Consider the following 15,387-nt stretch of genomic DNA (forward strand, 5'->3'; position numbering starts at 1 on the left):
ATTGGCTACCAGAACATTTGGTGTTGACGCCCGCTATGACCAGAAGTGGTATACTTTTGGTCCGTTCAATCCGACCGAAGGAGAATTCGTTGAACAGTTCAAAGGCTACATCATAAAAGTTATAGCTGAAGGCGTTAGCGGCGACGACGGAAATCTTTACCGTTATTTTTTGTCCACATCGCCTGATGAAAATAAACCTGTCGAAGGCGGAAATGCCTTTACCTTTGAATATTGTTTCCGTCTGTGGGATGATCCCAAACAGATTTCCGTTATCTATCCCTATATTGATGACAGAACAATCAATGTAAGGGAGTCTAATTTTGACTGGGATGATGATGGTTATATTCTGATAACTTCTGTGATGAGAAAAAGTCAGCCACTTCCTGTTTCAAACGAAGATAACTGGGTGGAAAGCGATTTTAAGATTTTTGATAAGGAGCATAATACATCATTGGCAATCAGTATGATCAAAAAGAATTCGCCAGTTGTTCGGAATAACAATGTCGTTATGCATATACGAAACCAGTACAATGAGGCATTGAAATTTTATTCCTCCCCGATAGGTGGAATTCCAAAGCCTATTTATGGTATTGGTGTCAGGTAGATAAATGAATAATACATGAGGCTATTTTTTCGTTTGCGGCTTATTCTGATATTTTCAGGATTTATTTCTGCCAGTCTTTTTTCGCAGCAGATCCGGTTCAAGGTTTATTCCCGGGACCAGGGAATCATGAATCCCTTTGTTTATTCAGTATCCCAAGACAAAAATGGCTTTTTGTATCTGGCAACAGGGGAAGAGGTTTACCGCTTTGATGGTTTTACCTTTGTTCCGGTACGTTTTCAGAAAGAAGAACTCAAAGCTTATGCCACAAGGGTTTTTAGCGATGATAAGGGAAATCTCTGGTTTGGAATGAGCAATGGCCAGGTTTTCATTTGGGACGGAAAAAGCAGCCGGCGGATCAATATTCCCTCAGGAGTTACCTCCCAGATAACGGAAATTCAAGCCGACAAAACAGGGATCAAATGGATAGTAACCCAGCAAAACGGTATATTCGGGATTACTGAGAATGAGCAGGTTATACGATGTGATTCCGTTTTGCCGGGTAAAACTTTAACCTCTGCACTTTTTACGGGTGATAACAATCTATTTATTGCTGCCGATGACGGGATATATATATTCACGCTTTCCGGAAATTCCCGTTGTCCGGTATGGAAAGGGAAAATAGAAAACTTTCCAGAAACCAGGGTGAATAAATTAATTCAATTGCAGTCGTCTGAAGGCATTCTTGCAGCAACGGATGATTACGGCCTATTGAAAATTGATATTGAAGCCCCTGGCGGAAGTTCTTTTAGGGTGAGTGATTTCGGAAAAGGCTTTGGCATCGATCAACAGAACATTACATCAGTTTTTGAAGATACTGACCATAATATCTGGGTTTCTGTTTCCGGCGGGGGAGTTATTGAAATTCTCTGGGACCAGCAAGCTGGCAAGCATTCGGGTGTAAGGCGTTTCAATACATCCAACGGATTACCGGTCAACTACATCCGGTCGTTTTTTCAGGACAGGGAAGGCCAGATCTGGATGGCTACTTACGGGAACGGGGTTGTTTCTTTCACGGATGAAGCACTTCAGTTTTATGATTTTTCCGGGTTTACAGGGAAAAATATTACTGCTGTTACCGTTCGGGGAACCGATCTCATTCTGGCAGGTCAAAAAGGAGTTCTTGTACTGAATAAAAACACCCTGATGAACAGGTTTTTTGTGCCGGCAGGAACAAAAGGACTTCCCTCCGACAGGATCACTGCGATGTTTACTGACAGGAGAGGCCTTGTGTGGTTGGGCACTTCTGAAAGTGGTTGTTATCTGTTTGATGTGAATGCTGTTTCTTTCCGACGTATATGGTTTTCGGGAAATGCTGTCGAAAATGTCATCAATCATATTAACGGAAAAGGTGACAGTATATTTATTGCAACCAACGGTGGCCTGGTAATAATGGATCTGGTGCGCAATACCTCCGTTTTATTAACTATGGCAGATGGGTTGCCATATAATATCATTCAGTCGGTGTATGTCGACAGGAAGGGAAAAGTATGGCTTGCCTGTGCCAGCAAAGGTATTTTCAACCTGAGTGACCATACTTACCGTTCGGAAGGTATATCCGCTTTAATTGAATTTTCAGCCATTGCTCAGGATACCAGCGGCAACTATTGGGCAGGGACCCTGGGTCAGGGAGTTCTGTGTTTTCTCCCTGATACCCTTTTTCAGGTTAATTCCGCCTCCGGTTTGGGATCAAATTATGTTTACGGGGCTGTTTCAGACCGTGATGGTGAAATCTGGCTCGGGCACAGGATGAGCATCAGCCGGATTGATCCCGTAAAAAAATCAGTAAAAGTATTTGACAAAGCCTATGGGTTTACTGCCGATTGCAATCCAAATGCGCTTGTTTCAGATCCCGGCGGGGTATTATGGATTGGGACTACTGAAGGCCTTGTCGGTTATAATTTGAACAAGGAAAAGAAAACGAATATTCCCCCGGTTATAAACATCGTTTCATTACGCATAGATGATAAAGAATACGATCCGGCTGGAAGGATCGTTTTACCCTATGGTTCCCACCGTGTTCGCATTGAGTTTATTGGGTTGAATTTCCGTTCACCGGAACGGGTCTTTTACCGGTATCGAATGAAAGGATTTGATCCTGAATGGACGGATGCCGGAGGGAATCGTTTTGTCAATTACAACAATCTGAGGGAAGGCAAATATGCTTTCGGGCTAATGGCCTGTAACGACCAGGGAGACTGCAGTGAAAAAGAATCGTTCTTTACCATAGAGGTTCGGCTTCCGCTCTGGAAGCAATGGTGGTTCCTTTTGACAGTGCTGGCGTCAACTGCACTTGCTGTTTATGGCATTATGTACTATCGTCAGAAGCAGACTGAAGAGTACAATAAAAGGCTGGAAGCTGAGCTTGTCGAGCGTACACGCGAAGTGGTGCAGAAAAAAGAGGAGATTGAACTGAAAAACAAGGAAATTATACAGAGCATTGAATATGCCCAGCGCATTCAGCAAAGCATGCTTCCTTCAGCCACTCAGCTGGAGCAATATTTTACCGGATACTTTCTGTTTTACCGTCCCCGTGATATTGTCAGCGGAGACTTTTACTGGTTTGATAAACTCAAAGACAACCGGTTCCTGCTGATTTGTGCCGACAGTACAGGACATGGTGTTCCCGGAGGGTTCATGTCGGTGATGGGCACTACCCTCATAAAAGATATATGTTATCGCAGCGACCTTGAATCTCCTTCTGAAATGCTGGCTCTGCTGGATCATGAAATTCATCGCCGCCTCAATCAGAATATAGAAGCTGAAAGGTCGAATGATGGAATGGACCTGATTTTGTGTGATATCAATCTGGACACCTATGTCGTCCGGATCGCTTCGGCCATGCGTCCCGTGATTCTTTACATCAACGGAGAACAGATGTATATACCCGGCAGTAGAAATTCTGTGGGTGGCACGATTATTAGTAGTGATGACAAAGTTTTTGAAGACAGAGTTTATGCAATGTCGAAAGGCGATCTCATTTACATGTTTTCTGATGGATATACCGATCAGTTTGGGGGTCCTTTGGGTAAGAAATTCAAAATTGCCCGTCTGAGAAATCTTTTGAAAGATATTCATCAGAAACCCATGACAGAGCAATACCAGCATATTAAAAGCAACTTTGATTTATGGAAAGGAGATCAGCCACAGATCGATGATGTTCTTTTCCTCGGTTTTCAGCTGTAAGAAAGGATTCTCCTGAAAGGCTATGGATTGAACTTCCATGGCACATCTTATAAGCAATGTACCCCGAAGGGGTGGCATTATAAACAGCCCATAATGCAGCCCCTTCGGGGCTTTTGATGCCTTTTTTACCATTCGATTTTACTTCCCAGCTACCGGTTATGAAATGGTATGATTATATCGCTGAACCCACCCCGGCCGACGCAATTATGGACAGATTGGCAGGAAATGCTCACAGAATAGGATTGAAAGGAGAATCATTACGCAAGAAAAAATCAGAAAACTAAATTCATCGTCAATATGGGTGGCTCAATTTGTCCGGAATAATCAATGGGAGTATTATAAAGAAAGGTTTTCTGATTTTTACTTCACCACAATTTTTTCCTGATGCAAGATATTGCCGCTCTTGTCCTGGTACCTTATAATGTAAATGTCTTTTGACAATTTCGACAAATCGAGCTTGGTACAATCAGTAAAAATGCATACTTTTTCACCGTCCAGCGTGTAAATCTCTGCCCGTTCAGCTTTATTCCTCATGACGTAAGTTTGATTTAAGGTTTACCTGATGTACGTGCCGCTGTCTTTTCTGGTTCCAATTTTTTAATCAACGGAGGTAAAGAAGGGATAAACGTGTATTTTTTGATGATGAGCTGAATCATTACCTTACCAGATTTGACTGCAACTTTTCGGCCTGAAGGTGAATAAAAATTCACTTCAGAACCGGGAGCAGGTTGACGGAAGGCTTAGCTTTGCTCAGGCTTTTTCAGGGCGGCTGAAGGAAACGAATTGACGGAGCTTGCCGGAAAAAGAAGCGGAACATCAACCGGAAATCTTTGTTTGTTTCCAAAGGCATTTTACCTTTGGCAGATAAAAGAAGTCCATATGATTTCCGATTCACGGTACAAACGTCGTGGAGTATCTGCATCCAAGGAAGATGTACATAAGGCAATTAAGGGTCTGGAAAAAGGAATTTTCCCGGGAGCATTCTGCAAAATATTGCCTGATTATCTCACGGGAGATCCGGAATATTGTCTGGTCATGCATGCCGATGGTGCCGGAACGAAGTCGTCTCTTGCCTATGTATACTGGAAGGAAACCGGCGATATGTCGGTCTGGAAAGGAATTGCACAGGATGCCGTTGTTATGAATACCGATGATTTGTTGTGTGTGGGCGCTACCGGGCCGGTGATCCTTTCTTCTACCATAGGACGGAACAAAAATCTGGTTCCCGGCGAGGTGATTTCTGCTATTATCAGCGGAACGGAAGAGGTTCTGGAAGAGATGCGGAGTCTTGGATTTCCCATTTATAGTGCCGGTGGTGAGACGGCTGATGTAGGCGATCTGGTACGTACCATTATTGTTGATTCCACCGTTGTCTGCCGGATGCGGCGTTCAGATGTTATCAGCAATGATACCATTCAGGACGGGGATGTTGTGGTGGGGCTTGCATCCTTCGGGCAAACAAGCTATGAAAAAGAATACAACGGAGGGATGGGAAGCAATGGTCTTACCTCAGCGCGGCATGATGTTTTTGCCCATTATCTTGCTGAAAAATATCCTGAAAGTTATGATACTGCCATGCCTGCGGATCTGGTATATTCCGGAGGGTACCGCCTTACCGACAGGATTGCTGAGCTTGGCCTCGATGCCGGCAAACTTGTTTTGTCGCCTACCAGAACCTATGTTCCTGTGATAATGAAGATTCTGGCACGCCACAGGGAAAAGATTCATGGAATGGTTCATTGCTCAGGGGGCGGACAAACCAAGGTGCTTCATTTTCTGAAGGGGGTTCATGTAATTAAGGATAACCTGTTTCCTGTACCGCCCTTGTTCCGGATGATTCAGGAACAGTCGGGAACCAGCTGGCGTGAAATGTACCAGGTTTACAATATGGGACACCGATTTGAACTTTATGTGCCTGCTGAAATAGCCACCGATATTATTGAAATTGCCGCTTCCTTTCATCTCGATGCCCGTATCGTGGGTCGGTGCCAGGCTTCTGCCACAAATAAAATCACTATTGCAGGCGAAACCGGAGTATTTGAATATGACTGACGGGATGTTCTACATCATATGGTCATTCTTTTTATCATCCTTTCAAAATGGTACTTTCGTTAAATTTTAAAATCCTTTTCCAATGAGCAAATTCATCCGTATTCTTTTCCTGGGCATATTTCTGACAGCATTTTGTCAGGGAACGCATTTGTCGGCCCAGACTGATTTTCTGACCGATACCGTCACCGCCGGTATATACGATATGGGTAAAATGTGGACGTTTGATTATCCACCTAAAGATTACTTTACCTCCACCTATAATTTTGCTGCTGATGATGAGTGGTTTCGTGGCGTCAGAATGGCTGCCCTTCGTTTTGGACGCGGATGTTCGGCATCATTTGTTTCAGAAGACGGCCTGGTAATGACCAATCATCATTGTGCCCGTGGAACGGAACTTTCTGTTCAGAAGCCAGGAGAAAATCTTACGGCCAACGGGTTTTATGCTTCCAAAATTACCGATGAACGAAAAGTGGATGGGCTGTTTGTTGATCAGCTGGTAAAGATCGAAGATATTACCAGTCAGATTCAGGCAGCGGTGAAGGCTGATACCACGGGAGCGGGTCCTGCCGCTATTGCCCTGAAGGAATTTGAAAAAATCAGGGCTGATTATGGAAACCGCGACGAATGGAAAGGTCTGGAACTGCAGTTGATCACTTTTTATAACGGGGGAAAGTATTCTCTTTACGGCTTCAAACGGTACCGGGATGTACGCCTTGTCTTCATTCCTGAATTACCGCTTGGATTTTTCGGAGGTGATTTTGATAATTTCACCTATCCCCGGTATTGTCTTGACGTTAGTTTCTTCAGGGTATATGATGATGCAGGAAAACCATTGAAAACCAAAGACTATTATAAGTTCAACCTTCAGGGAGTTCAGGAGGGCGAACCTGTGTTTGTGGTTGGTAATCCGGGATCAACACTCCGGTTATCCACTATGGCTGACCTGAAATTCCGCAGGGATGTGTATTTACCCTTCCAGGTATCTTTTCTGAAGGGGGTCTCTCTTATTCTTCAGGAATACAATGCCAAAGTGAAGAAGGACAGTATTCAGAATATTATTTTCGGTTTGGAAAACAGCTACAAGGCATTACGGGGCGAGCTCGACGGTCTGAAAGATCCGTATCTGATGGCCAGAAAAGCTGCATTTGAAAAGAAATTCAGGGAAGATGTTGCTTCACGTCCTGACCTTGCATCCCAGCTAGGGGTTTGGGATGCCATAGCTACTGACAATGAGAAGCTTTCCTCCCTGTTTATGTCTTTGAATATGATGAATCCAGGGCCTTTTCTTGCCGGGCAGTATCTTTCCTATGCCAACAGCGTTGCGCAAATGAAATATTACCAGAAAAACGGCGACAGAAGGGCCGGAATGATGAAACAAAGGCTGGCATCTTTTTCCAATCCTTCTTCTCAGGAAGTAGAAGAAAGACTTCTTGCCTTTTATCTTACCTCGTTGAAAGCTACCCTGGGCGCTGATGACCCCCTGGTTCAGCAAGCCCTTCAGAACCGCACTCCGGCAGAAGCAGCAAAATACCTGCTGGCAAATACATCCCTGGGTAATGCTGTTTATCGTTCGCAACTCATCAATGACAGTGTTCCCGCAACGGCAGTGGCCGATCCTTTGTACGAAATTGCCCGGATGCAGGCTGAACGGTATTTTGGTATTATTGCTGATTATCAGGCCATTCAGGATCGCCTGGCATCGAACCGCAGCAAACTGGGACGGATGCTGTTTGATTTATATGGTACCCGTATTCCGCCCGATGCAACCTTCAGCCTGCGCATCAATGACGGCGTGGTAAAAGGTTATGAGTATAACGGAACCATTGCGCCATATAAGACAACGTTTTACGGGCTTTATGACCGGTATTATTCATTTAATGGCAAGGAACCGTGGAATTTGCCTGAGCGCTGGAAAAATCCCCCTCCGGAGCTTCTGCGCACAGGTCTGGATTTCGTAACCACCAATGATATTATTGGAGGAAATTCAGGAAGCCCGATGATCAATCGCAACAGGGAAGTTGTAGGTCTTGTTTTCGACGGGAATATGGAGAGCCTGCCGGGAAGATTCATTTACGTTGACGAAAAGAACCGGGCGGTAGGAGTGAATTCTCTGGCCATTTATAACGCTCTGAAATACATATATAAGGCGAAGCGGCTGACAAGTGAACTCTCGCAGGGGAAATAGCCCTTGCGGGAATCAGTGTGCCGGGAGTTGTTCATGCCCTCAACGGCACCAGCTATGCTCACTTTCCGGCAAATAACAAACAGCAAACAGCGAAATGCCATTAAGCTTTCGTGTTCCTGTGTATTCCCTTTATTCTGTTTTTCGGTAATGTGAACTCGTTAGCTCTGCAACAGGCGAACAGCAGGTTATGGAAACCCGGGACGAAACACAAAACAATTGTATTACCTTTGCATTTCAAATTTATTTCATACCATGTCCGATAATTTTATACTGGAAAAACTCGAAGGCGTCAGGTTGCGGTTTGAGGAGATAGGACAGATGCTGACCGATCCTGAGGTTATTTCCGACATGAAGCGTTTTGTGAAGCTGAATAAGGAATACAGGGAGCTCGAACCGCTGATGGATGCCTACAAGGAGTATAAATCGGTGCTGGCAGGTATTGCGTCGGCCAAAGAAATACTGGAAAAGGAAAGTGACGAGGAACTGCGGGAAATGGCGCGGGAGGAACTCAGCAACCTCACATCAAAAACAGGTCCTCTGGAAGAAAAGATTCGTATTTTGCTTCTGCCGGCCGATCCGGAAGATTCCAGGAATGCCATTCTTGAAATACGTGCCGGCACAGGCGGGGATGAAGCCAGCCTGTTTGCAGGAGATCTGTTCAGGATGTACGCAAAGTTTATTGAAAAGAAAGGCTGGAAGCTTGAAGTAACAAGCTTTTCAGAAGGAACTGTCGGCGGATATAAGGAAATTGTTGCCAAAGTCACCGGTGACGGGGTATATGGAATCCTTAAGTATGAATCGGGTGTGCACCGGGTACAAAGGGTTCCTCAGACTGAGACCCAGGGGAGAATCCACACCTCGGCTGCAACAGTAGCTGTGTTGCCCGAAGCTGAAGAATTTGATATTGTAGTAAAACCGGAAGAAATCAGAAAAGACACATATTGCTCGTCAGGTCCCGGCGGACAGAGCGTGAATACAACCTATTCAGCTGTTCGTCTCACGCACCTTCCTACGGGCATTGTGGTTACCTGCCAGGATGAGAAAAGCCAGATTAAGAATTACGAAAAAGCATTGAACGAACTGAGAACGCGTCTTTACAACATGGAGTACCAGAAGCGGATGGAGGAAATTGCATCCCGGCGCCGCACCATGGTTTCCACAGGCGACCGTTCGGCCAAAATCAGAACATATAACTATCCCCAGGGCCGGGTGACTGACCATCGTATTAACCTGACCCTCTACAATCTTCAGGCAATCCTGAACGGAGATCTCGACGAAATTATTTCACAGTTGCAGATGGCCGAAAACAGCGAACGGCTCAAAATGGCCTCCGTCTGAAATTTTTTTACCTTTGAGGTATGACACATCAGGACATAACCCGGCAGATCGTCAGTAAGAAAAGTTATCTCTGTGTGGGACTCGATACGGATATTAACAAAATACCCCGTTTCCTGCTGGAAAAGGAATATCCTGTTTTCGAATTCAACCGGGCCATAATTGATGCCACGGTACCGTATACAGTGGCTTATAAGCTGAATACAGCTTTTTATGAAAGCCTTGGCGCGGCGGGATGGATCTGCATGGAAATGACCGTTGATTACCTGAAAAAAAATTATCCTGATGTATTTGTAATAGCCGATGCCAAGCGGGGGGATGTGGGGAATACTTCGAGAATGTATGCCCTGGCCTTCCTGAAAAATATGCTGTTTGATGCGATAACCGTTGCCCCCTATATGGGGGAGGATTCCGTTTCCCCTTTTCTCTCGGTGGAAGGGAAATGGATTATCCTGCTGGCGGTTACCTCCAACAAGGGGGCAGAAGACTTCCAGATGAGCGTTCAGCAGGAAGGTTCTGAAAAACTCTGGGAACGGGTAGTGAGAACATCGTTGAAATGGGGATCCGTCAATAATATGATGTTTGTGGTAGGAGGAACCCGGCCCGAAGTTTTTGGCAGGATGCGGAAGCTGGCCCCCGAACATTTTCTTCTGGTGCCGGGCATCGGAGCGCAGGGAGGCGATCTGAAAGCGGTTTCTTCCGCGGGTCTTACACGAAAAGGCGGCTTGCTGGTCAATTCTTCGCGTGCTATTATATATGCCGACGGAACCGACCGTTTTGCGCAGGTTGCCGGTAATATGGCCCGGGATATACAGAAGGAGATGGAAGAATATCTCAGCCAGGCACGGGTGATATAATATAAAATATGGGAATGAACGAAGAATTCCTGCATTTTATATGGAGGTACAAACTGTTTGATTTACCCCTTTCAGATAAGGAAACCCAGACGGAGGTAGAAGTTCTCTCAACAGGAATACCCAATCCGGATGCGGGTCCGGATTTTACTGATGTGAGAATACGAGCAGCCAATACCATATGGGCAGGCAATGCTGAAATTCATCGCAGGGCATCTGACTGGAACCGGCATGGGCATCAGACCGATCCGCATTACAATAACGTGATTCTTCACCTGGTGGAAATTAAAGATACGGAGGTAAAAAACGCCCTCGGGCAGGAAATACTGACCCTGGAGCTTACCTGGAACAAGGCATTGACCCGGCGGTATCTTTCACTGCTGAACAACCACAGCAGAATCGGTTGCCGCGATTATCTGAATACAGTTGACCCTATTGTGTTTACGCACTGGATGAACCGGATGATTGTGGAGCGACTGGAGCAAAGAACGGAGGCCGTTTTTCAGTTGCTGAGCGAGACAGCAGGCGACTGGCAGGAAGTATATTACAGAAGGCTTCTGATGGCGCTTGGCATGAATGTAAATGCCCAGCCTTTTGAAATGCTGTCCCGGTCACTTCCTTATGCCGTTTTGCGGAAGCATACCGGCAATCTTATGCAAACCGAAGCGCTTTTATTGGGCCAGGCAGGTTTTCTGGAGGAGCGATTGTTTCCTGAGGAGTATTTTCTTGCTTTGCAAAAGGAATATGCTTTTCTGAAGGCAAAGTATGGCCTGAAGTCCTTAGACAGATCGCTGTGGAAGTTTATGAGGATGAGGCCGGGGAGTTTTCCGACCCTGCGGCTGGCACAATTTGCCAGACTTCTGCAGGACAGGATGACGGAATTTGACGTGTTGCGGCAGGCGGTCCGTCCGGACGATTTTCTGGCGTGGTTTCATACCGAAGCATCCGGATTCTGGGATACCCACTACCATTTCGACAGGCTTTCAGAGCCGTTTCAGAAAACACTGGGCAAAACGGCGGCATCCCTGCTGGTAATAAATGCTGTGGTACCCGTGTTGTTTGCCTGGGGAAAAAGGAACGGGAACCAGGACCTCATGCAAAAGGCCATTTCTTTCCTTGAAGCCATGCCTCCTGAAGAAAACCAGATTACAAGAGCATGGGAAAAGGCAGGAGTTAAAGTTTCCAATGCCGCGGATGCCCAGTCCCTTATTCAGTTGTACCGGCAATACTGCGAGAAAAAATACTGCCTTCGTTGTGCCATAGGCAATAAGCTGATGATGCAGTCGGTTGTTTGTTAGAGAGAAGTTTATGATAAAAGTTGCAAATATTGAAAGAAATACCAAATGAAAACAATCCTCATAACAGGTAGTAACGGCCTGCTGGGCCAGAAACTTGTCCGTCGTTTCCGGGAAGCCGGAAATTATGCTATTGTAGCAACCTCTTTCAGTCCTGACCGGATGGAAGAGAAAGGGTATGTATTTGAACTGATGGATATTACCAATCCGGTTGAAGTGGATTATGTTCTTTCAAAACACCGTCCATCTGTCATAATTCATACGGCGGCCATGACACAGGCAGATACCTGTGAGACCCATAAAAAGGAATGCTGGGATACCAATGTGCAGGCTGTTGAAACCCTCTTAAAAGCTGCCGCCAGAAGCCATGCCTATTTTATCCATCTTTCTTCCGATTTTGTTTTTGATGGCAAGGCGGGGCCATATTCTGAGTCGGATCAGACCGGGCCTGTGAACTATTATGGTATATCCAAGCTGGAAAGCGAAAAGGCCGTAATGCGGTATGCGGGAAAATGGGCAGTTGTTCGCACAAGTCTTGTTTTCGGGCTTAATCCAAGCCTGGCCAGGCCCAATTTCATTCTCTGGTTGCGCTATGCCTTGAAGGAAGGTCAGAAAGTGCGGGTAAACAATGATCAGTTTCGCACCCCCACCCTTGTGGAAGATCTGGCAGAAGGATTGCTGTCTCTGGCTGAAAGGGAAAAGACAGGAATTTTTCATCTGGCTGGAGGGGAGTATATGAGCATTCTTGAACTGGCTGAAAAAGTAGCGAAGCATTTTGGGCTGGATCAACGTCTTATTGAAGCGGTTTCAACCAGAGACCTTAATGAAACGGGAGTGCGGCCGATGAAAGCAGGTTTGCGCATTGAAAAAGCTTTCCATGAGTTAGGGTACCGGCCGCATACTTTTACGGAAGCTCTTGAAATTCTTGACCAGCAGATTCAGCAGCAGGATCTGAATGAATTTTAATGCAATCTGATTGTTTTTTGGAAAAAATACATAATTTTGCAGGTCTTAAATAAATGAGTATAAATAACAAACAATTGCCGATTACACATGCATTTGACAAGCGAACAGAAACAGGAAATTTTCAGGAAATTTGGGAAATCGGAAACGGATACCGGTTCGCCTGAAGCGCAGATTGCATTGTTCAGTGAACGGATAGGTCATCTCACCGAGCATCTGAAACTTCACAAGAAGGATTTCAGTACGCAACGGGCTTTGCTGAAGCTTGTTGGTAAGCGCCGCAGGTTGCTTGATTATCTTTACGATACGGATATTGAAAGGTACCGTAAGGTAGTTAAAGCGCTGAATTTGCGTAAGTAAAGTAATTTCCTGTTCATACAGGAATTGTATTTTGATTTATATCCGGAGGAGCAACGCGTTTGCGCACCGCGCAAGCGCGTTGATTTTCAAAAACGCTGTACAAAAAAGGCAACGCCTTTGTAAAAAAAAGTAATATCCATGGAAAATATTTTTCAGAAAATAATTGATTTGCCCGATGGCCGACAGATAACCATTGAAACGGGTAAGCTTGCCAAGCAGGCTGACGGAGCTGTGGTGGTAAAAATGGGCAAAACCATGCTCCTGGCTACCGTTGTTTCAGCTAAAGAAGCTGGAGAAGAAGTTGATTTTGTGCCCCTCTCGGTGGAATACAAAGAGAAATTTGCCGCTATGGGTCGTTTTCCCGGCGGATTCATGAAACGCGAAACAAAGCCGTCCGACTATGAAATTCTGGTTGCCCGTCTGGTTGACCGTGCACTTCGTCCGCTTTTCCCCGAAGATTATCATGCAGAAACCTTTGTTACCATCAATCTGATTTCGGCAGAAAAGGACATTATACCGGATGCATTGGCTGGCCTTGCTGCATCAGCGGCACTGACAATCTCCGACGTTCCTTTTAACGGACCCATTTCGGAGGTAAGAGTCGGCAGAATTGACGGAAGGTTTATCCTGAATCCGTCCTACAAGGAACTGGAGCAGAGTGACATTGATATAATGGTTGGTGCCTCGGCCGATAATATCCTTATGGTGGAAGGCGAGATGAAGGAGGTTTCGGAAAATGATCTGCTGGAAGCCATTAAATTTGCTCATGAAGCCATCAAGCCCATGTGCCAGGCCCAGAAGGAACTGGCAGCCCTGGCCGGCAAGGGTCTGAAGCGGGCCTATAGCCATGAAATGAACGATGAGGAAATCAGAAAACAAATCTGGGAAACAACCTACGACAGGGTGTATGCCATCGGAAAAGCCGGAATGAGCAAGCAGGAGCGTAACAGGGCCTTCGAGGAAATTCTCGAGGAACTGCTTGAAAAGTATATCAGTGAAGAAGACGAACCTGCCAAAAGCGTTATGATAAAGCGCTATTACCATGACGTACAGAAAAAGGCACTCCGGAACCTGATACTGAACGAAAATTTGCGTGTTGACGGAAGGAATCCGGATCAGATACGGCCTATTTCCTGCGAAGTTGATTATCTGCCGGCGGCTCATGGTTCTGCTTTGTTTACCCGGGGAGAAACCCAGTCGCTGACAACGGTAACCCTCGGCAACAAGCTTGACATGAAGATTATTGACGAGGTAATGATTCAGGGAACAGAACAGTTTGTTCTGCATTACAATTTTCCGCCCTTTTCTACCGGTGATGCACGCCCGTCGCGCGGACTCAGCCGCCGCGAAATCGGCCACGGCAACCTGGCTCACAGGGCACTGAAACCCGTTATGCCTCTGGCCGATAATCCTTATGCCATCAGGGTAGTTAGCGACATACTCGAGTCGAACGGTTCATCATCCATGGCAACTGTTTGTGCCGGAACCCTGGCCCTTATGGATGCAGGTATCAAAATCAAACGGCCGGTTTCGGGGATCGCTATGGGGCTTATTTCCGATCCCGAAACCAAACGCTTTGCCGTTCTCAGCGATATTCTCGGAGATGAAGACCACCTTGGCGATATGGACTTTAAAGTAGCCGGGACAGCAGAAGGTATTACGGCAACACAGATGGATATTAAGGTTGACGGACTGCCCTATGAGGTTCTGGCCAAGGCCCTTGAGCAGGCCAGGGCGGGTCGTCTTTATATTCTTTCGAAAATGACGGAAGTTATTTCCGAGCCAAGGCCGGAAATGAAACCCCATACTCCGAGAATAGTTCAGATTATTATTCCGAAGGAAATGATCGGTGCCCTGATTGGTCCCGGCGGAAAAATTGTTCAGGAAATTCAGAAAGAAACCGATACCACCATTGTTATTGAAGAAATTGACAGCAAAGGAGTTGTCGATGTATTTGCCGACAACAAGGAATCAATTGATGCGGCTCTTAAACGCATTAATGCCATTGTTGCCGTTCCTGAAGTAGATAAGGTTTACACTGGTACCGTGAAATCTGTAACTCCCTTTGGAGCCTTTGTGGAAATACTTCCCGGTAAGGAAGGATTGCTGCACATTTCGGAAATCGAATGGCGGAGGCTTCAAAGTGTGGAGGAAGTGCTCAAGGAAGGAGACCAGGTGGAAGTGAAGCTGATTGATTATGATCAGAAGTCGGGCAAGCTGAAACTTTCAAGGAAGGCCCTTTTGCCCCGGCCTTCGAAAAAATCGTAACCAGGATCTTGTAAACAATATATAAAAGCCGGTTGGCATTGATTGCTGACCGGCTTTTTTATTTGCCCGGATTGCGCATCAGGAGTGAAGCGAACTGATGCGCAGTGGGTTGTCCTTGTGCACAGGCATCCGGGCAAATCCCGCCGAAACGCAGTGAAAGCGGCCCTTGCAGCACTTTGCGCAGTTTTTCTTGTGCAATCGTTATTTATGAGCCGCATTTGCAGTTATGAGGCCAATTGTTAACTTTGAAGCCCTTATCATTAACCTCCTGCCATGAAACATCCATGT

12 protein-coding genes are annotated in these 15,387 nt (G+C 45.8%); 11 read left to right on the forward strand and 1 reads right to left on the reverse strand.

The annotated features are described in order from the left end of the window. From GX419_04440 to GX419_04450, 3 genes are all read left to right on the forward strand, one after another. The coding region (locus GX419_04440) for a hypothetical protein (GenBank protein ID NLI23937.1) at positions 1-604 on the forward strand (604 nt) is incomplete at its 5' end. A 15-nt stretch (positions 605-619) separates the two neighbouring features. Beyond that, positions 620-3,787: a SpoIIE family protein phosphatase gene (locus tag GX419_04445; protein NLI23938.1), complete on the forward strand. Its 3,168-nt coding sequence runs from the start codon at positions 620-622 to the stop codon at positions 3,785-3,787. 116 nt (positions 3,788-3,903) lie between these two features. After that, positions 3,904-4,071 (forward strand): ATP-binding protein, encoded by a 168-nt coding sequence (locus tag GX419_04450; GenBank protein ID NLI23939.1) that lies wholly within the window; start codon positions 3,904-3,906, stop codon positions 4,069-4,071. 76 nt (positions 4,072-4,147) lie between these two features. Here the strand turns inward: GX419_04450 and GX419_04455 are convergent, their stop codons facing one another. Further along, positions 4,148-4,321, reverse strand: a complete 174-nt coding sequence (locus GX419_04455) for a hypothetical protein (GenBank protein ID NLI23940.1) — start codon at positions 4,319-4,321, stop codon at positions 4,148-4,150. Between the two features lie 345 nt (positions 4,322-4,666). On the opposite strand from GX419_04455, the gene GX419_04460 reads away from it, so the two are divergent. The 8 genes from GX419_04460 (at position 4,667) to GX419_04495 (ending at position 15,099) form a co-directional block, all read left to right on the forward strand. After that, the gene (locus tag GX419_04460; protein NLI23941.1) at positions 4,667-5,839 is read left to right on the forward strand and encodes a phosphoribosylformylglycinamidine cyclo-ligase; all 1,173 of its coding nucleotides are present in this window, start codon (positions 4,667-4,669) and stop codon (positions 5,837-5,839) included. Between the two features lie 82 nt (positions 5,840-5,921). After that, entirely contained in the window at positions 5,922-8,024 is a 2,103-nt protein-coding gene (locus tag GX419_04465) for a S46 family peptidase (protein NLI23942.1), read from the forward strand. A gap of 252 nt (positions 8,025-8,276) precedes the next feature. Then, positions 8,277-9,362, forward strand: coding sequence for a peptide chain release factor 1 (gene prfA / locus GX419_04470; protein ID NLI23943.1), 1,086 nt, complete (start codon positions 8,277-8,279; stop codon positions 9,360-9,362). Positions 9,363-9,382: 20 nt separating this feature from the next. Further along, positions 9,383-10,216: an orotidine-5'-phosphate decarboxylase gene (pyrF, locus tag GX419_04475; protein NLI23944.1), complete on the forward strand. Its 834-nt coding sequence runs from the start codon at positions 9,383-9,385 to the stop codon at positions 10,214-10,216. Positions 10,217-10,230: 14 nt separating this feature from the next. After that, positions 10,231-11,511 carry a DUF2851 family protein gene (locus tag GX419_04480; GenBank protein ID NLI23945.1) on the forward strand — a complete coding sequence of 427 codons (1,281 nt, stop codon included), beginning with the start codon at positions 10,231-10,233 and terminating at the stop codon, positions 11,509-11,511. A 45-nt stretch (positions 11,512-11,556) separates the two neighbouring features. Further along, the gene (locus GX419_04485; GenBank protein NLI23946.1) at positions 11,557-12,474 is read left to right on the forward strand and encodes an NAD(P)-dependent oxidoreductase; all 918 of its coding nucleotides are present in this window, start codon (positions 11,557-11,559) and stop codon (positions 12,472-12,474) included. An 87-nt stretch (positions 12,475-12,561) separates the two neighbouring features. Beyond that, positions 12,562-12,831 (forward strand): 30S ribosomal protein S15, encoded by a 270-nt coding sequence (rpsO, locus tag GX419_04490; GenBank protein NLI23947.1) that lies wholly within the window; start codon positions 12,562-12,564, stop codon positions 12,829-12,831. Positions 12,832-12,969: 138 nt separating this feature from the next. Next, on the forward strand, positions 12,970-15,099 hold the full coding sequence (locus tag GX419_04495) for a polyribonucleotide nucleotidyltransferase (GenBank protein NLI23948.1): 2,130 nt from the start codon (positions 12,970-12,972) through the stop codon (positions 15,097-15,099). Positions 15,100-15,387: the final 288 nt, after the last annotated feature.

It is taken from the genome of Bacteroidales bacterium (assembly GCA_012517825.1).
GTDB lineage: Bacteria > Bacteroidota > Bacteroidia > Bacteroidales > JAAYUG01 > JAAYUG01.